Annotated in this window: 19 protein-coding genes; 10 read left to right on the top strand and 9 right to left on the bottom strand. The window is 38.8% G+C overall.

Features of this window, described 5'->3' with window-relative positions; genetic code table 11:
* Positions 1-64 precede the first annotated feature (64 nt).
* The 6 genes from GO621_RS04370 (at position 65) to ligA (ending at position 6,402) form a co-directional block, all read left to right on the top strand.
* Positions 65-1,150 (top strand): mannose-1-phosphate guanylyltransferase, encoded by a 1,086-nt coding sequence (locus tag GO621_RS04370; protein WP_157564541.1) that lies wholly within the window; start codon positions 65-67, stop codon positions 1,148-1,150.
* A gap of 334 nt (positions 1,151-1,484) precedes the next feature.
* Positions 1,485-1,787, top strand: coding sequence for a transposase (locus GO621_RS04365; protein WP_198170129.1), 303 nt, complete (start codon positions 1,485-1,487; stop codon positions 1,785-1,787).
* An 80-nt stretch (positions 1,788-1,867) separates the two neighbouring features.
* Positions 1,868-2,965 carry an oxygenase MpaB family protein gene (locus tag GO621_RS04360; protein ID WP_157564537.1) on the top strand — a complete coding sequence of 366 codons (1,098 nt, stop codon included), beginning with the start codon at positions 1,868-1,870 and terminating at the stop codon, positions 2,963-2,965.
* 48 nt (positions 2,966-3,013) lie between these two features.
* Positions 3,014-3,850, top strand: coding sequence for a sulfite exporter TauE/SafE family protein (locus GO621_RS04355; protein ID WP_157564535.1), 837 nt, complete (start codon positions 3,014-3,016; stop codon positions 3,848-3,850).
* The gene (locus GO621_RS04350) at positions 3,847-4,239 is read left to right on the top strand and encodes a DUF1634 domain-containing protein (RefSeq protein WP_157564533.1); all 393 of its coding nucleotides are present in this window, start codon (positions 3,847-3,849) and stop codon (positions 4,237-4,239) included. The genes GO621_RS04355 and GO621_RS04350 overlap by 4 nt, the downstream gene beginning before the upstream one ends.
* 147 nt (positions 4,240-4,386) lie before the next feature.
* On the top strand, positions 4,387-6,402 hold the full coding sequence (gene ligA, locus GO621_RS04345; RefSeq protein WP_157564531.1) for an NAD-dependent DNA ligase LigA: 2,016 nt from the start codon (positions 4,387-4,389) through the stop codon (positions 6,400-6,402).
* A gap of 74 nt (positions 6,403-6,476) precedes the next feature.
* Here ligA and GO621_RS04340 read toward each other — a convergent pair whose 3' ends face one another.
* Both GO621_RS04340 and GO621_RS04335 read right to left on the bottom strand, forming a co-directional pair.
* Positions 6,477-7,061 carry a GNAT family N-acetyltransferase gene (locus GO621_RS04340; protein WP_198170128.1) on the bottom strand — a complete coding sequence of 195 codons (585 nt, stop codon included), beginning with the start codon at positions 7,059-7,061 and terminating at the stop codon, positions 6,477-6,479.
* 105 nt (positions 7,062-7,166) lie between these two features.
* On the bottom strand, positions 7,167-8,042 hold the full coding sequence (locus tag GO621_RS04335; RefSeq protein WP_232335587.1) for a GlxA family transcriptional regulator: 876 nt from the start codon (positions 8,040-8,042) through the stop codon (positions 7,167-7,169).
* Between the two features lie 221 nt (positions 8,043-8,263).
* Here GO621_RS04335 and GO621_RS04330 point away from each other — a divergent pair, with 221 nt between their 5' ends.
* A complete protein-coding gene (locus GO621_RS04330) occupies positions 8,264-8,590 on the top strand; it encodes a VOC family protein (protein ID WP_157564526.1) in 327 nt (108 codons plus the stop codon).
* Between the two features lie 37 nt (positions 8,591-8,627).
* Here the strand turns inward: GO621_RS04330 and GO621_RS04325 are convergent, their stop codons facing one another.
* From GO621_RS04325 to GO621_RS04310, 4 genes are read right to left on the bottom strand one after another with little or no spacing between them, the layout of a single operon-like run.
* On the bottom strand, positions 8,628-9,104 hold the full coding sequence (locus GO621_RS04325; RefSeq protein WP_157564524.1) for an SRPBCC family protein: 477 nt from the start codon (positions 9,102-9,104) through the stop codon (positions 8,628-8,630).
* Positions 9,105-9,124: 20 nt separating this feature from the next.
* Complete coding sequence (locus GO621_RS04320; RefSeq protein WP_157564522.1) at positions 9,125-9,511, bottom strand: DoxX family protein; 387 nt, start codon at positions 9,509-9,511, stop codon at positions 9,125-9,127.
* 4 nt (positions 9,512-9,515) lie between these two features.
* Positions 9,516-9,938 (bottom strand): VOC family protein, encoded by a 423-nt coding sequence (locus GO621_RS04315; RefSeq protein ID WP_157564521.1) that lies wholly within the window; start codon positions 9,936-9,938, stop codon positions 9,516-9,518.
* Between the two features lie 29 nt (positions 9,939-9,967).
* Positions 9,968-10,306 (bottom strand): ArsR/SmtB family transcription factor, encoded by a 339-nt coding sequence (locus GO621_RS04310; protein ID WP_157564519.1) that lies wholly within the window; start codon positions 10,304-10,306, stop codon positions 9,968-9,970.
* A 678-nt stretch (positions 10,307-10,984) separates the two neighbouring features.
* On the opposite strand from GO621_RS04310, the gene GO621_RS04305 reads away from it, so the two are divergent.
* From GO621_RS04305 to GO621_RS04295, 3 genes are all read left to right on the top strand, one after another.
* Entirely contained in the window at positions 10,985-11,245 is a 261-nt protein-coding gene (locus GO621_RS04305) for a hypothetical protein (protein ID WP_157564517.1), read from the top strand.
* On the top strand, positions 11,242-11,664 hold the full coding sequence (locus GO621_RS04300; RefSeq protein WP_157564515.1) for an rRNA adenine methyltransferase: 423 nt from the start codon (positions 11,242-11,244) through the stop codon (positions 11,662-11,664). Before GO621_RS04305 ends, GO621_RS04300 begins: the two co-directional genes overlap by 4 nt.
* Before the next feature lie 61 nt (positions 11,665-11,725).
* A complete protein-coding gene (locus GO621_RS04295; protein WP_157564513.1) occupies positions 11,726-12,088 on the top strand; it encodes a YybH family protein in 363 nt (120 codons plus the stop codon).
* 46 nt (positions 12,089-12,134) lie between these two features.
* Here the strand turns inward: GO621_RS04295 and GO621_RS04290 are convergent, their stop codons facing one another.
* The 3 genes from GO621_RS04290 to GO621_RS04280 form a co-directional block, all read right to left on the bottom strand.
* Positions 12,135-13,403 (bottom strand): hypothetical protein, encoded by a 1,269-nt coding sequence (locus tag GO621_RS04290; RefSeq protein WP_157564512.1) that lies wholly within the window; start codon positions 13,401-13,403, stop codon positions 12,135-12,137.
* A 458-nt stretch (positions 13,404-13,861) separates the two neighbouring features.
* Positions 13,862-15,025, bottom strand: coding sequence for a DUF1624 domain-containing protein (locus GO621_RS04285; protein WP_157564510.1), 1,164 nt, complete (start codon positions 15,023-15,025; stop codon positions 13,862-13,864).
* Entirely contained in the window at positions 15,026-15,832 is an 807-nt protein-coding gene (locus tag GO621_RS04280; RefSeq protein WP_157564509.1) for a DoxX family protein, read from the bottom strand.
* Positions 15,833-16,025: the final 193 nt, after the last annotated feature.

The raw sequence follows: 16,025 nt of genomic DNA, 5'->3' as shown, positions 1-16,025 counted from the left end.
ATACATTGTTATTAATATTTTTTCACATCTTCACATCAAAATTTATCTGCAATATTTAACTTCTATGAATAAGAATTATTATGCCATTATTATGGCCGGTGGCATTGGAAGCCGTTTTTGGCCCATCAGCAGGACTTCTTATCCCAAACAATTTATAGATATTTTAGGTACCGGAAAAACTTTGATCCAGAGTACTTACGACCGCTTTTTAAAAATCTGTCCGAAAGAAAATATTTATGTAGTTACCAACGATATTTATATTGATCTGGTAAAAACGCAATTGCCAGACATGGAATACAGCCAGATTTTAGGCGAACCTGTTATGCGCAACACGGCACCATGTATAGCTTATGGCTGTTTTAAAATTTTAAATGCTGATGCTGATGCGGTAATTACCGTTGCGCCTTCAGACCATTTAATTTTGGATGAAGCAGGCTTTGTAAATACGATTAACCAGGCGTTAGTAACTGCAGAAAGGCACCAAAGCCTGATTACTTTAGGCATTAAACCTTCACGGCCAGACACTGGTTATGGCTATATTCAATATACTGAAGAAGCTATCGACAGCTCTTTTTATAAGGTAAAAACCTTTACCGAAAAACCTACCCTTGATATTGCCACTACCTTTATTCAAAGTGGTGATTTTTTATGGAACGCAGGGATTTTTGTTTGGACGGCCAAAGCTATTACTAAAGCTTTTGAACAATATTTGCCGGAGATGCACGAGATTTTTGATGAAGCTAATGCTGTTTATAATACGGATGCTGAAAAAGCTTATGTTTCTCAGGTTTACCAACAATGTACCAACATCTCAATTGATTATGGTATTATGGAAAAAGCTGATAATGTTTATGTAATCCCATCAGAGTTTGGCTGGTCTGATTTAGGCACCTGGGCTTCTATTTATCAACTGGCAGAAAAAGACAATGAAGGAAATGCAGCAATCCCATCCGAAAAAGTAATTCTGTATAATTCAACTAATTGTATGGTCAATGTGCCGGATGAAAAATTAGTGATCATTCAGGGCTTGAACGATTATATCGTTGTCGAAGCCAATAACACTCTGCTCATCTGCCCTAGAGACCAGGAGCAAAATGTAAAAAAGGTAGTTGCTGATGTGAAGCAGAAATTCGGAACGGTTTATATTTGAGAGGTGCGGGGAGTGGAGCCTGAGATGCGAGGGTTGATTTACGAAATAACAGAACGGTACTTATACAGCTTTTAAATAAATGTTGTGATAGATACTTTAAGATTAATTTTATTTTTTAGATCTCCTTTTTGTTGTTTACAAAAAAAATAAACTTAGCTGGACTTTAGCCAAAAAAGAGGGGGCCCCCTTCAACCGAAAGTGGCCCCTTGTGTTTAAGGAGTGGTTAAACTTTTAAAACATGGCAGCACTACGGGCCGAGGGCCAAATACAATAATATCATTTCGTTCTGTTTTTACCAAGCGGACTTTTATCTTGTTGCAAACGCTTTTGCCAGGTGCCCTTTTGGCAACCGGGCCCCAGGACTATTTGTACAGCATTGCGCTTTTGCGGCTTAGGAACAGAGAAAGCTTTTCATAAGTACCACCGCTTTTTAAGCAGGACAAAGTGGGGCGGCCCGAAAGCATCCCGAATCTTGCTTGGCCTGCTGGCTAAAAATTTCTGCAGGCCAGATGGGCCTTTGGTGTTTGGCATAGATGAAACGATAGAGCGCAGACGGGGCGCAAAGATAAAAGCCAAAGGCATTTACCGCGGCTCGGTACGCCCCTCTCATTACCTGATTTGGCTAAAGTCCGGCTAAGTAGTTAGCATATTTTAATATCTCTTTTCTTCAAATCAAACTATTTCTGCTGGTATTCATTTTATCAATAAACTTGTGAAATGAAGCCAGCAGTAAGTTATAGTTATGATTTTCTTTCTTCCATGCACCGACAGGGAGATTTAGCTGCCGACAGTCTCATTTCAAAAGTTTTTACTGATGATACCCAAAAATCAGCTTTTAGGTCAATACTTGATTCTTTAAATTCCAATACCCAACTCAATCAGGTTGATGATTTTTATGCCCTAAAAGAAGCATTTGTCCAACCAACAAAATTACCTGACTGGGCAGATCAAAAGCTGATGAAGCGAGGCACAGCTTTTTTTGCTGTTCATGCCACAGCCATCATGAATTTGCTTGGTTTGCTTTCCCTCCCCTATTGTTACGCTGCGGCCGATGGTGCGCGTGTGTTGGATTTATCAGAACGGATTAAAAATAAACCAGAACACCGTTTAGGCGAAACAGCAGATTTTGTTTGGGAGGTAATGGCGCCAGACGCCTTTAAACCCGAAGGAAAAGGCTTTGTAAGCATTTTAAAAGTACGGTTAATGCATGCAGCCATCCGGTTTTATACCGGTAAAAGTAGCAAATGGAATGATGATTGGGGCTTACCGGTAAACCAGGAAGATATGGCTGGTACAAATCTTTCTTTTTCATTATTGGCGATTAGAGGTTTACGAAAATTCGGTTTATCTATAAATTACGAAGACCAGCAAGCATTTATGCACTTGTGGAATGTAATTGGCTTTTTGCTTGGTGTAGATGAACGTTTGCTGCCGGAAACCGGAAAAGAAGCGTTGTTGTTGGACGAAGCGATCAGCACCAGGAATTTTAAGAGTTCTGCTCATGGCCAGGCTTTAACCCGGTCTTTAATTAATTATTTTTCATCTGTTGATGCATCTTTTCCTCAAAAAGAAACCATGCAATTGATGCGTTATCTGTTAGGAAATGAAGTTGCAGATTTATTGGCACTTCCGCCGCAATCAGCACCACTTTCAACAGTCTATTTTTTAAAGCTGATTAATAACTTTCAATTATTAGGAAAAACAAGTTCCAGGTTTGCTTACCAGCAGCAGCGTTTTGCCTTTAAAAAAACGCGCTCTTTACCGCTCATTCCAAAACCTCAGCCTTACACTTTACCTGCTGGTTTAACTTCTTAAAAAAACATCGATAAAAGAAGCATTTAAAGTATTAATCTTACAACCGGAATGACCATACTTCTTTTAACCCTGTATATTTTGCTTGGCGCATATTTTGCCGGTTTGCTCGGCTCTTTAACTGGTTTAGGCGGCGGTGTTGTTATCATTCCGTTTCTTACGCTGGTGCTTGATGTAGATATTCATTATGCCATCGGCGCATCGCTGGTTTCGGTTATCGCAACTTCTTCCGGTTCGGCTGCAGCGTATGTAAAAGAAGGCATTACGAACATGCGTTTAGGTATGTTCCTGGAAATTGCAACCACTGTTGGCGCTGTTTTAGGTGCTTATTTAGCAAGTTATATTTCTGCACCAACCATTGCTGTTATTTTTGGCTTGATTTTGCTTTTCTCGGCTATCATGTCTTTTGTAAAGAAAAATTCGCAGGCCGATCCTACCTCAAGCAAACCGGCAACTTTTTTTAAACTCGCTAATACTTATCCGGGCCAGGATGGAAAAATGGTTGCGTACAGTGTCCGTAATATTTTTGGCGGATTTGGACTGATGAGTTTTGCCGGTATGATTTCTGGCTTATTAGGCATTGGTTCCGGTTCTTTAAAAGTGGTTGCGATGGATAACATCATGCGCATTCCTTTTAAAGTTTCTACCACGACCAGTAATTTCATGATCGGCGTTACCGCAGCAGCAAGCGCAGTGGTTTATTTGCAGCGTGGTTATATTGATCCCGGACTTTCTATGCCGGTAATGTTAGGCGTAGTTTTAGGCGCAGTTACCGGTTCAAAAATCCTGGTAAAAGCAAATTCCAAATCGCTTAAAGTCATTTTTGCTATCGTGATCTCCGTAGTGGCCATACAAATGATTTATAAAGGACTAACCGGAAAAATATGAGCCGCGAAAAAAAGGTTTTTAAAGAGTCTGATGTGCAGTTTTACATTGGTTCGCTGCTGCGCTGGGGCGTTATCCTGGCCATGTCGGTTGTTTTTATAGGAGGTATAATTTACGTGTACCGGCACGGACAAGAAAAGCCTGCTTACCATACTTTTAACGGCGAACCCGGCTTTTTAAAAACAATTTCGGGTATTTTACAGGGCGTGGCCGCCATAAAAGGAAGGGCAATCATACAATTGGGCATTTTATTGCTGATTGCTACGCCTATTGCCCGCATACTACTTTCGATAGTAAGTTTTGTGCTTGAAAAAGATTATTTGTATGTTGTAATTACACTGATTGTTTTTGGTATAATCTTATTTAGCATGTTAAGCGGGATTGGGGGATGAGGAAAGGCGGAAAGGCGAAGGGTTGAAAGGTGAAAGGTTGAAAGGTGAAAGGTTGAAAGGTTAAAGGCGAAAGGTTAAGGGTTGAAAGGCGAAAGAAACTTGCAACTCGAAACTTACAACTTACAACTTAAAAGGTATCTTCGTGCTATGACTTTTACAGAAGCCAAAGAGCGGGTGGAAACCTTAGCTGCCGAACTGAAACAACACAATTACAATTACTACGTGCTGGCGCAGCCAACTATTTCTGATCAGGATTTTGATTATAAACTAAAGGAACTTGCCGCATTGGAAAAGCAGTATCCGGGACTGCTCGATCCAAATTCGCCTACACAAAAAGTAGGCGGAGAAATTACCAAAGAATTTCAAACCGTAAAGCATCAATGGCCGATGCTTTCTTTGGGGAATACGTATAACGAACAGGATTTGCTGGATTTTGATCAGCGCATCCAGAAAGCAATCGGCAGCAATTTTGAATATGTGGTTGAGTTAAAGTTTGACGGGCTTTCCATCAGTTTATCGTATGAAGATGGAAAATTAGTTCGCGGCGTTACCCGCGGCGATGGCACAAAAGGCGATGAGGTAACTAACAATATCAAAACCATCCATGCTATTCCGCACCATTTAAAACCGGGAAATTATCCTGCTGAATTTGAGATCCGGGGCGAAGTTTTTATGCACAAAAAAGCTTTTGAAAGGTTAAACCAGGAACGTTTGGATAACGGTGAGGTTACTTATGCCAATCCGCGCAACTTTGCTTCAGGAACAGTAAAGCTCCAGGATTCTGCCGAAGTAGCTAAACGCCCGCTCGATTGCTTCCTGTACTTCTTTTATGCCCATAAAAATCAGTTTAAAACTCACTGGGAAAGTTTACAAACGGTAAAAACCTGGGGTTTTCCGGTTTGTGAACATACGGCGCTTTGCAGTAATATTCAAGAAGTGTTAATCTTTATTAAAACTTGGGAAACCGAGCGTTTTAAACTCAGTTATGATATTGATGGCATTGTTTTAAAAGTAAACAGTTTTGAGCAACAGGAAGAATTAGGCTTCACGGCAAAATCGCCGCGCTGGGCCATCTCCTATAAATACAAAGCAGCATCAGCAGAAACTATTTTAGAAAGCGTAGGTTACCAGGTTGGCCGAACCGGTGCTGTTACTCCGGTTGCCCATTTAAAACCGGTTTTATTAGCAGGAACAACCGTAAAAAGGGCAACATTGCACAATGCAAATGAAATTGCAAGATTAGATTTGTATGAAGGCGATACCGTTTTTGTAGAAAAAGGCGGCGAGATCATTCCTAAAATTACCGGTGTTAACTTAGATAAAAGAACGCCCGATTTAAAACCGGTTGAATATGCCAGCAACTGCCCGAGATGCGGAACTGAATTAGTTAGAAAAGAAGGTGAAGCCGCTTATTATTGCCCCAATGACGAAGGTTGCCCGCCGCAAATTGTAGGCAAGATCCAGCATTTTATTGGAAGAAAAGCCATGAATATTGATGGCTTAGGCGACGAAACGATAGAGAATTTCTATAAAAGAGGATTTCTTCATCATATTAGTGATCTGTACGAACTGCATCAGCATATTGATGAGCTAAGAACATTAGAACGTTTTGGCGAAAAATCGATCACCAACATGGTCCGGGGCATTGAAAGATCAAAAGAAATGCCTTTCGAAAAAGTGTTATTTGGTTTGGGGATCCGTTTTGTAGGCGAAACCGTAGCGCGGAAACTGGCGCGTTACTTTAAAACCATTGAAGCTTTGCAGCATGCTTCTTTTACCGACCTAATTTTGGTGGATGAGATTGGCGACCGGATTGCCGAAAGTTTGATTGAATATTTTACTGTTCCGCAGCATTTGGAACAAATTGAAAAGCTTAAAAAAGCAGGGCTTCAATTTGCTATAAAAGAAGAAGTAAATGAGCTGCAAAGCGAAAAGTTAGCGGGCAAAAGCTTTATTATTTCCGGTGTTTTTGAGAAATTTTCGAGGGAAGAACTGAAGCAGAAGATCGAACAGAATGGCGGGAAAATCCTGGGCAGCATTTCTGCCAAGTTGGATTATTTGGTTGCCGGCGAAAATATGGGGCCGGCAAAACTGGAAAAAGCACAGAAATTAAATATCCCGATTATTTCTGAACAGGAACTAGTGGGAATGATCGAGGGTTGATTGTTAAGCTGATCTTCATTCCTCTATTAATTTAGCCTCTTATTTTTATTATGGCTGTTAAACAGTAATCAGGATTAACTAAAAAACCTTTGCTTCAAGTTTGTCCACTCATTTTTCAAAATGCTATAATAAACGGTATTTCGTCTAAAGCCGTTAGCTAATACAGTATGGCTTCTTAAAATGCCTTCAAATTGTCCGCCTATTTTTTCAATCGCTGCTTTTGATGCTAAATTTCTTTCATCTGTTTTAAACTCAACTCTGTCTGCGTTGAGGTTGTCAAATACGTAATTTAGCATTAAGTATTTACAGTTTCTATTTAGTCCTGTTTTTTGAAATTCTTTGCCAATCCAGGTTGCACCAATTTCAAGCCTGCTGTCAACATTTGAAATGTTTAGAAAACTTGAACTGCCAGCAAAGGCATTTTTCGTTTTGTCAAATATGCTGAAAGCGTAACGAATTTTGCTTTGTCTGTGATTAACGGCCTTATCGATATATTGTTGTAGCAATTCCTTTGTATAAACCGGCATTGGCGAAAATTGAAGCAAGTCTTTATCACCTATGGCAACATTTAGCAAATTATCAACGTCCGAAAATTGCAGAGGTCTTAATAATGCAAATGAGTTTTCAAGTATAATTTCTTCGTCAAAAGGGAATGTCATTGTGTTTGATGTTTTACTTAAGCTAATGGTCAGTGTACTGCTGCTGTACGGCCTTTTACCCAGTATTAGCGGCAGACACATTATTCACTCTAGTTATGCCAAGTGTCAAACCGAATATTTTTTCCGATAATCAATCGGGGACAAGTCGGTAATTCTTTTAAAAATTTTTCTAAAGGCATCAATGTCGTTATAGCCTGTTTCATAAATTATTTCGTTCACTGTTTTTCGTCCTGTTTCTAAATATTTTTTGGCAAACTCAACTTTTACTCTTTGAATATATTCCAGTATTGAATTACCAGTATGCTTTTTAAACCTTCTTTCAAAGGTTCTTCTTCCTACGTTGAATTTTTCGCAAATACTATCAACCGTTAAAGTTTCAGTAGGGTTATTTTCTATAAGTTCCTGTGCTTTCAGCACCAATTCATCTCCATGCTTTTTTTGTCCTATAAATATTGCGTAAGGGTTCTGGCTTTTTCGCTCAATGTCAATTTCAAACATTTTCGAGGCAAGAACAGATATTTCCCTTCCTAAATGCTTTTCAAAAATATATAGTAGCAAATTTAAATAAGAATATCCGCCACCGCAGGTATAAATTCCTCGTTCATCCGTAATAATGCTGTCGTCTATGATTTTTACATTTGGAAACATTTCCTTAAACTCATTCTTTGCAGCCCAATGAACAGCACATTTTTTGTTATTCAATAGTCCAGTAGAAGCAAGGTAAAATGAGCCTACACAAAGGCAAACAATTTCTGCACCGCTATGGTATTGAGCAATGAGCCAATCGGTATATTTCTTGTTTTCCTGAATTGCTTTTTTAAAGTTTCCGCAGAGTAAGGGCAATACAATTACATCTGTCTTTTTTATTTGGTTAACAGTCATTTGCGTACTAATCTTATAAAGCCCGTTTGAAAATTTTGTACTCTTCGTTAACCCTGTAACCTCAATTTTATAAAAAGGCGGCTTTCCTTGATACTTCATAAAGTCGTTAACTCTGCTAAACAGTTGATAACTGCTGTCAATGCTTGTCAACGTTGCATCATATAATGGTAAGATGGATACGTGCTTCATTCCGCATGATATTTATGCCTCAAATATAAAAACTACCTGTCGCAAACGGCGGGTAAGTTTGTCGTTTTAACCCTGTGGTTTACTTGTTTAATGACGGTATTTTTATAAAATAATTTAATAAATCGAATAAAATGAAATCAGTAGAAATTATTATGATTCCTGTAAAGGACAGGCAAAGAGCCAAAGAATTTTATCTTAAATTAGGTTTCAAGGTAATTATTGAAGCACCTGCTGCCCACGGTGAAACGTGGATACAAATGGGTCTTCCCGGTAGCGATACTACCATTTCGCTTGCAAGTTTTCAGGGTATTGTTTGTGAAACGGATAACATTGAAAATGAAATTAAAGAGTTAAAAGTAAAGGGGATTGAAGCCGGTAAAATTGATGACACTCCTTGGGGTCGCTTTGCGTGGCTGAAAGATTTGGACGAAAACAGTTTATGCCTTCATGAAAAATGACTTGTCAGTTTTAGGGGCTGTCTTTTAGTGCTTACCGCTAACTAAAAATAGCAGCCATCTTGTCAAGGCTTTGTTCCAAACCAATTTGTGCAAGGTTGCTGATTATGCCGAAATCGGCAAATTCGGTAACCTTCATTTCGGTTTTACTATCCGTAAGTTCTTTGAAAGTTACAACAGTTCTAATGTCCAGGGGAAAGTCAGCCGGCATACCTACTTTAGTAGGGTCAGTTTTATGGCCATCTTTGTCGGCCAGGCTTTGAATAAATTCAATTGTTTCCATCGGTATAATTTTTACATAATTCCAAATGGAATACCATTCCTGCCCTCCCATTTCTTTCGGTGCCTGCATACTTACTAATGATTTGCCACCTTCCCGAAAATCTATGTTTGCCATAGGAGAACTAAAGTTTTTTGGTCCCCACCAGCGCTTAACAAGTTCGGGATCTACCCAAACTTGCCAAACCATTTCAATTGGGGCATTAAAGATTTTTGTAACTTCTATTTGCTTAGCCATATTTAGTTTATTTACAATAATTAAGTGATGGAGGAATTTATTCGTTCATTGGTTCTTTTGTGCCAATAGCTATATGAAATTACTAAAAGAGCAAACCAGAAAAGAACATTAATAATGTACCCAACTGAGTCGCTACTGTTAAAATGAGCAATTAAACCTGAAATTAAAGTAATCCCAAAACCTGCGTAAGCCCACTCTTTATATTTTGGTTTTATTTTCGGAAGAAGTAGGATTAATACACCTAAAATTTTTGCAACGGCAAGCTCTACGCGGAAATACTGAGGAAATCCTAAATGTTTGAAAATATCCACAAACTTCGGATCAGTGAGGTATGAAATACTGGTTAGTAAGAGAAAAGCACAGAACAATCCTGTGCTAATCCAATAAATAATTTTATTACTTTTCATGGCATTAGGCATTTTTTAATGCTTCAATATCAAATTTTTTCATTTTCATAAATGCCTGCACAACACGCTGCCCCTTTTCAGGATTTGACATGAGTTCGCCTAATATGGTTGGCACTACTTGCCAGGACAAGCCAAACTTATCCTTACACCAGCCACACTGTTCCTCAGCCCCATCTGCAGTAAGTTTGTACCAATAGTGATCGATTTCTTCCTGGTCTTTACAAGGGATAACAAAAGAAACGGCTTCATTAAATTTAATGTTATCGCCACCATTTAAGCCCATAAAGAACTCGCCGTTAAGTTCGAAATTTACAACCATCCCAGAGTCGTTGATTACTTTAGAATTAGGGAAAATGGTGCAGTAAAAATCTGCTGCTGCCCTGGCTTGACCATCAAACCATAAGCAAGGATACATTTGTTTTGTCATAGTATTGGTTTTAATTTGTTAGTATTGAGCTATTTGTTAGTTTTTTGCTTTTTTTCCTGCATTTCCCGCAATAGATCATCCATTGCTGTGAACCGGTCATCCCACATTTTGCGGTATGGCTCCAGCCATTCTGCTATTTCTTTCATTTTATTGGGGTTAAAGTGATAATGAATTTCCCTGCCGGATTGGGTTTGATTAAGCAGTTCACATTCACTTAAGATTTGTATATGCTTTGAGATCGTTTGTCTAGACGAATCAAAGTTTTCGGCAATCGCACCCGGCGTCATTGCCCCTAAAGCCACCAAACTTAATATCGCCCTGCGGGTTGGATCAGCTATGGCTTGAAATACATCTCTACGAATTTCCATTATGCAGTTATTTGACTGCAAATATAATGCAGTTATTTAACTGCGCAAATTTTTTTTCAAGTTTTTATTAAAACTTGAAACGTGACAAGATTATGGAGTGACACTTTATAATGAGCATTAAATCATAAATGTACGCAAGTTTTTTCCTGTATTGAGTTAATGTCCATAAAGGGTTTCTTATTGAAAAAACATCTGCATAATAAAATTCAAGTAGTTATAGACAGAAGCTCAAGTTTTTTTATAGCTTATAGCTATTCAAAATACGCATTTTGCTTTGCACTTTTTTACTGCGTCAATTCAGCAGTTTAAGATTATAATTTCGAAGCAGAAGGCATTTAATAGACGGAATGAATCGTTTGTTCCACTTTGTACGGCCTTGTATCAATAAGAAAAGGATGTTTGTTTGTTATTAAAAGCGTTGCAATTTAATTTTGAAGCAAGCTTTTAAGCGTTTCTGGAAATTCTATTACCGTTGACTAGTAGAGTAGATGATTGATAGATCTTGATAGCAATGACAAAAACTAGTATACAACCAGGCTGTAGAAATGTACCCAGAAAAATTATCCTTAAAAACTTATATATTGCAAATGCAGATATTGGCTTTTATGACAGACACTATTCCGGAAAATCTTCTTGGAAATATAGTCGGACAGAAAAAATTCCGGAAAAGAAAACTTTTTGGCAGAACTTGAAAATAATAAAACTTCGAAAGTAAAAGAACTTGCCCTCGACGCGATAATAACCCATGGACCTGATGCCTTGGTAAACGGACATATAATAGCAGCTGACAATTCAGCCTTTTCTTTTTATGACGTTTACAGGTTCAAAAGTGCAGATGGTACAACAATCAAGTCGATACAGACTTTTACGATTAAACAAAATATAACCGAAGAAGTGACCTTTTCTTATGATATTTCTTTTACTCTATACACCACATGAACTTTGATCCAAATAATCTGGTAGTTAAACTTTGCACAGAAGGAATGACTTTAGAAGGTGAGGGAAAAACACAAGAAGCCTTACAGTTATTTAAGCAGGCATGGGACGAGGCTTCTAATAATTTTGAGAAGTTTACGGCTGCTCATTACGTTGCACGACTCCAGGAGACCTTAGCTGACAAGCTCGGATGGGACCAAATCGCATTGGATCTTGCTTTACAAATACAGGATGAAAGTATAAAAGCAAGCCTGCCGTCCCTTTACTTAAATGTTGGCAAAGGCTATGAGTGTCTACATGACCATATTAAGGCTAAAGAACATTATCAGCTGGCCCATAATTGGGCCGAGTTTCTGCCGGATGATGACTATGGGAACATGATTAACGGAGGAATTAAACGCGCAATTGAACGTACGCATTAGGTAGAAGGATACAAGCATATGGTTAAGGGTGTGTTAATCAAATACTACAAATATACAGACAATGATAACAAAGGAATTTGCCGAAGCATTTACAGCGGAATGGATTAATGCCTGGAATGCGCATGATATTGATCGGGTTCTGTTAAAATATCGAGATGATTTTTGGATTGAAACTCCAAGGGCGTTAGAGGTGGTGCCCACTTCTGGCGGAAAAGTGTTCGGAAAAGAAGCGATAAGAGACTATTGGAGAACGTCTATGAAAAGACGACCGGATTTGCATTTTAAGTTGTTGGACTTGCTTGTCGGTATTGACAGCCTGTCTATTTATTATCTAAATACTGCAACCAATAAGAGGGCAGTTGAAATGTTATGTTTCGACAGCAATCAAAAAGTAACTAAAGTGATAGTCAACTATACACTTTAGTTTTGAACAGAATATTCTAACTCAAGTCAAAGGACTTTCATTTTGATCAAAATCCATCCTCAAAGCTCACTTTTTCATTTCTAAGTTTCACATAATCCACACTACCTGTGCCTTGAAATGCGATATCAATACCAATAATTTTTGATTTGGTGATCCCATGATCGACTACGAAAGCCAGTTTATCATTCAAAAAAACTTTTGCTTTGCCCGCTTTACTCTGGACCCTCACTTTTGTAAATGAATTAAAATCTACGCCAAAAGCGGATAAGTCTCTTTTTTTGCCTGAAACTTCATATGTAGTAAAAAAGAAGTTTAAAGCGGACTCGCAACCTTTAGAGCAAAGCGGAATATTAATGGCAGTACCTTTGCAAAGCAGATAAATATTGGTCATCTGACATACTGACGATTCACTACGGTAATCGTTTTTCAAAGAAGTTTCGAACTCAAAATCATCCGAATACAATTCTCCAAAGTCCTGTACGTTACAGAAAGACAGCACTGGTGGCTTAGGTGCCAGGCCAATGTGTTGAGATTTAATTTTTTCTATCGGTAAAGACATTTTTCCATCCCTCATTACGTCGTTTTTTTTAAAATAAATAGGGACGTCTTTATCCAGTAATGCTGCAACCCAACCGTCCGATTTAAGCAGCAAATCCTGCTCTTTAACAATGTTGCTGCTTACTATTAGTTTGGGTTTAAAAAATCCGGGGAAGTAATAAATCAGCGTGGTCTGATGGTCATTTTTTGAAACTTTTCGCTGCAGGCGTGTGTCCCACGACTGCTGTATGATCACGGAATCATCGGGGGCCTTTGTAGCATCATAATCAAAAATAACAGAATTTGGTATTCCCGCGTTTAACGTGGTGTGGCTGCTGAAGGTGTATTCCACCGGATTGGGGGTTTTATGACGCACCAGTTTAAACGTGGCAAAACTAAGTCCTACAACAATAAACATCAGGATGAGACTTGCCCGTTTATTTACCCGGCCATTTATAACCGGCCCTGGTTCAGCTTCTGTTTGCAGCTCGGCCGATACCATGCTTTCATCGTTTTTTACAATAAAATCGCGCCAACTATCATAACCGATAAACTTAACAAGGGTATTTAGAGTATAAGTCTGCGGAAGCCCATCGTAATTCACCTTTCCCCAAATTCTTTTAAGAGTGATATGACTTACTGAACTGCCGGTCTCCTCATTAATTCTTTTACTAAGAGCGATGAAATCCTGATTGACCCAATTTTTGCTGCCTCCCCAACCCAACTTGGCTTCAATCAATTTTTTTGCCCTCTGAAGTAATACTTCATCTTTATACATATATCAGCAATCTTAATATTAAATACTAAGTGAAGTTATTAAAATATATAAGCCTAATGTTGAATTGATTTAGCAAGGAGCACAATCAGCTGGTTTTGTGCCAGCTAATTGTGTTAAAACGGTAAACAAGCGAAGAAGGCTGCTATTTTTTTAATAAAAATCTTATGCTACATGTTCAAATACTGTTAGCATGGGTGGCTCAATAATAGAAACACTTCCCTATTTTGACGGAATCTTGATTGGAATATGAGTAGTTTCGCTTTTTTATCCAATCAGCTATTTATCACAATTCAGTATCCATTTTATTCCGAACTGATCTTGTAATTCACCAAATATCACCCCCAAAACTGCTGTTTCAGCGACAGAACTTTCTTTTTATGCTAAAGTTTAAAAGTAAACGAGTTGATTTTAAGCTATCGGATTAATATTAATAATGATACTTTACCGCCAGTTTTATATTAAAGGTAACGGATCCACCAGGAGTTATATTTGGCTTTGTACTTTCCAAACCAGATGCAAGGCTTGTATAATACTGCAACAACGCCTAACCATATCAGATATACTGCCCACAGCGGAACTCCGCATTCAGCACCTTTTGGTCTTCCGAAAGTCCCGGTTGTAAAACTCATGTCGGCCCAATGGAATCCCTGGGCAAAAAGTATGATTAACAATAATGTATGAATGACATAAAAGTGCAGGATAAAATAAAACAATGGTACTTTTCCATAAACGCAGGCAATATCAGTTATTTTATTTTTCTGTCCTTCCGCCGTACCAAGGATTAGAAACATAATCCCCAGTGTGACTAAAGTAAATAAGAGTGAAGGTGGATATTTGCTAATATTCATAATTGACAGAAAGGTATATGCCGGAGATTTCTGGAAAGACCAAGGGACTGGATCGCCATATTTGTTAATAAGACGGATCACCGCAAATAATACCAGCGATACTAAACCGATCCGGAGGAACAGGGATTTGCGCCTCTCTTCTGACAATTCAAACAATCGGCCCGCCCCAAACCCTGTTAGCATAATGCCAAGCCACGGAATTGGGGGATAAGCAACAAGCATTAAATGGCCTGGAAATAATGGCAATGGTGTAAGGGTAAATAATGGTGAAAGTATTTTAGACGCAAGCGAACCTTGGGCAAACGGAATGGCAGTAAAGAGTTCATGGCTGGAGATGATAATCAAGCCGATGGTAGCCAGCATTATAGGCGATATCTTGAGTAACATGGACAAAATGATAAATCCAAAGCCAATTGTTGCGATTACTTCAAAAAGAACCAAATGAAAACCAGGATCAAAGAAGAGGCCAAGATTTACCACCGTAAATTCAAGTACGATAAGCCAGGCTCCTCGTTTAAGCAAAAAATCTCTGCTTTGAGCAATATCGTTTTTCCTCCTAAGTGAAAGATAGGCTGATGTCCCTGCCAGAAATACAAATATGGGGGCACACAGGTAAGTTATCCATCTTGTAAAAAATAAGATTGGAGTCGTAGTGTTTAAGTCGGTGGGTGAATGAGCTACTGAATCAACATGCAGAAGATCACGCGTATGATCAAGGGCCATGATGACCATAACCAAACCTCGGGTAACATCAATACTATAAATTCTTTTCATTCAATAAACTATTTTTTTGTCGCTATTTGCGCCTGCGATAACGAGGGCTATCCCGCTAAATGCAAGCGCTGAAAAAGCACTGAATACCAGGTTGCCTTTGTCTGCAAAAGGATACTTTAACGCGCCCGGAATGTGAAGCAGCACAAACCAAAGGAAAATCATTATTCCCAGTAGCAGACTGGATATTCTTATCCACACCCTTATTATAATTGAAACTCCTGCTGCAATTAGAGCAACGGCGGAAAAATAAGTCCAGAAAAAGTGCCATGGTATCCATGCAGGCACCATATCAGCAATCCCTTGGGTGTAAAGTATGTGGCACACGCCAAAAAGTATCATGGTGGTCGAAAAGAACAAAGGGCCAAACGGGACTAATTTCTCTAAAAATCGCACTGTCAGGAATTTGGTACATCCAGAATTACCTTTTGGCGCAACGGCTCCCGCAATACAGAAAGCCCCACCTGCCCAGGCTAATTCCTTTAGTGGTAATCCCCATACACCTAAATGTGTCTTCTTATGCGGGAAGACCAGATATTCCCATGGAACCTGCCCTAAAAACAGCATCAGCAGTAATAGTCCGCCAAGTAAAAGCGAGGGCACATACGCATTTTTATCTCTGATAATGAAAAAGCAGGCGGCCATTAATGTCAGACTGAACAGATAAGCAAATAAAGCATAGCCCGGAATTGGATTTGGCCAGGGAGGGAAAAAAATCGGGCAAAAGTCTGCATAAAACATCTGCTGAACGGCAATCGTTGCTGTGGCAATTGCATAAAATATGCAGCCCATTTTAGTTACAATATTCATTGACCCTTAGGTTAATCCGTCAAATCTCAAGCATAACAGAATAAAATACAAATAACCAGCTTGTTCTTATTGGAACAAGTTAGAACAAAGTGGGAAAAGTGGCTGATTACGTCTTTTCAAATAGTTTTAAACTGGAAATACTCATATATAATCGGAAATTTGATTCGTAGCTTTGAGACCAATGGGAAATTTG

The sequence above is a fragment of the Mucilaginibacter arboris genome (genome assembly GCF_009754915.1).
GTDB classification, from domain to species: Bacteria; Bacteroidota; Bacteroidia; order Sphingobacteriales; family Sphingobacteriaceae; genus Mucilaginibacter_A; species Mucilaginibacter_A arboris.
This window is presented reverse-complemented; position numbering and strand designations above follow the sequence as displayed.

Coding starts and splice junctions, on each gene's coding strand:
- GO621_RS04370 (WP_157564541.1), top strand. CDS start 65: ATGAATAAGAATTATTATGCCATTATTATGGCCGGTGGCATTGGAAGC.
- GO621_RS04360 (WP_157564537.1), top strand. CDS start 1,868: ATGAAGCCAGCAGTAAGTTATAGTTATGATTTTCTTTCTTCCATGCAC.
- GO621_RS04355 (WP_157564535.1), top strand. CDS start 3,014: ATGACCATACTTCTTTTAACCCTGTATATTTTGCTTGGCGCATATTTT.
- GO621_RS04350 (WP_157564533.1), top strand. CDS start 3,847: ATGAGCCGCGAAAAAAAGGTTTTTAAAGAGTCTGATGTGCAGTTTTAC.
- ligA (WP_157564531.1), top strand. CDS start 4,387: ATGACTTTTACAGAAGCCAAAGAGCGGGTGGAAACCTTAGCTGCCGAA.
- GO621_RS04340 (WP_198170128.1), bottom strand. CDS start 7,061: ATGACATTCCCTTTTGACGAAGAAATTATACTTGAAAACTCATTTGCA.
- GO621_RS04335 (WP_232335587.1), bottom strand. CDS start 8,042: ATGAAGTATCAAGGAAAGCCGCCTTTTTATAAAATTGAGGTTACAGGG.
- GO621_RS04330 (WP_157564526.1), top strand. CDS start 8,264: ATGAAATCAGTAGAAATTATTATGATTCCTGTAAAGGACAGGCAAAGA.
- GO621_RS04325 (WP_157564524.1), bottom strand. CDS start 9,104: ATGGCTAAGCAAATAGAAGTTACAAAAATCTTTAATGCCCCAATTGAA.
- GO621_RS04320 (WP_157564522.1), bottom strand. CDS start 9,511: ATGAAAAGTAATAAAATTATTTATTGGATTAGCACAGGATTGTTCTGT.
- GO621_RS04315 (WP_157564521.1), bottom strand. CDS start 9,938: ATGACAAAACAAATGTATCCTTGCTTATGGTTTGATGGTCAAGCCAGG.
- GO621_RS04310 (WP_157564519.1), bottom strand. CDS start 10,306: ATGGAAATTCGTAGAGATGTATTTCAAGCCATAGCTGATCCAACCCGC.
- GO621_RS04300 (WP_157564515.1), top strand. CDS start 11,242: ATGAACTTTGATCCAAATAATCTGGTAGTTAAACTTTGCACAGAAGGA.
- GO621_RS04295 (WP_157564513.1), top strand. CDS start 11,726: ATGATAACAAAGGAATTTGCCGAAGCATTTACAGCGGAATGGATTAAT.
- GO621_RS04290 (WP_157564512.1), bottom strand. CDS start 13,403: ATGTATAAAGATGAAGTATTACTTCAGAGGGCAAAAAAATTGATTGAA.
- GO621_RS04285 (WP_157564510.1), bottom strand. CDS start 15,025: ATGAAAAGAATTTATAGTATTGATGTTACCCGAGGTTTGGTTATGGTC.
- GO621_RS04280 (WP_157564509.1), bottom strand. CDS start 15,832: ATGAATATTGTAACTAAAATGGGCTGCATATTTTATGCAATTGCCACA.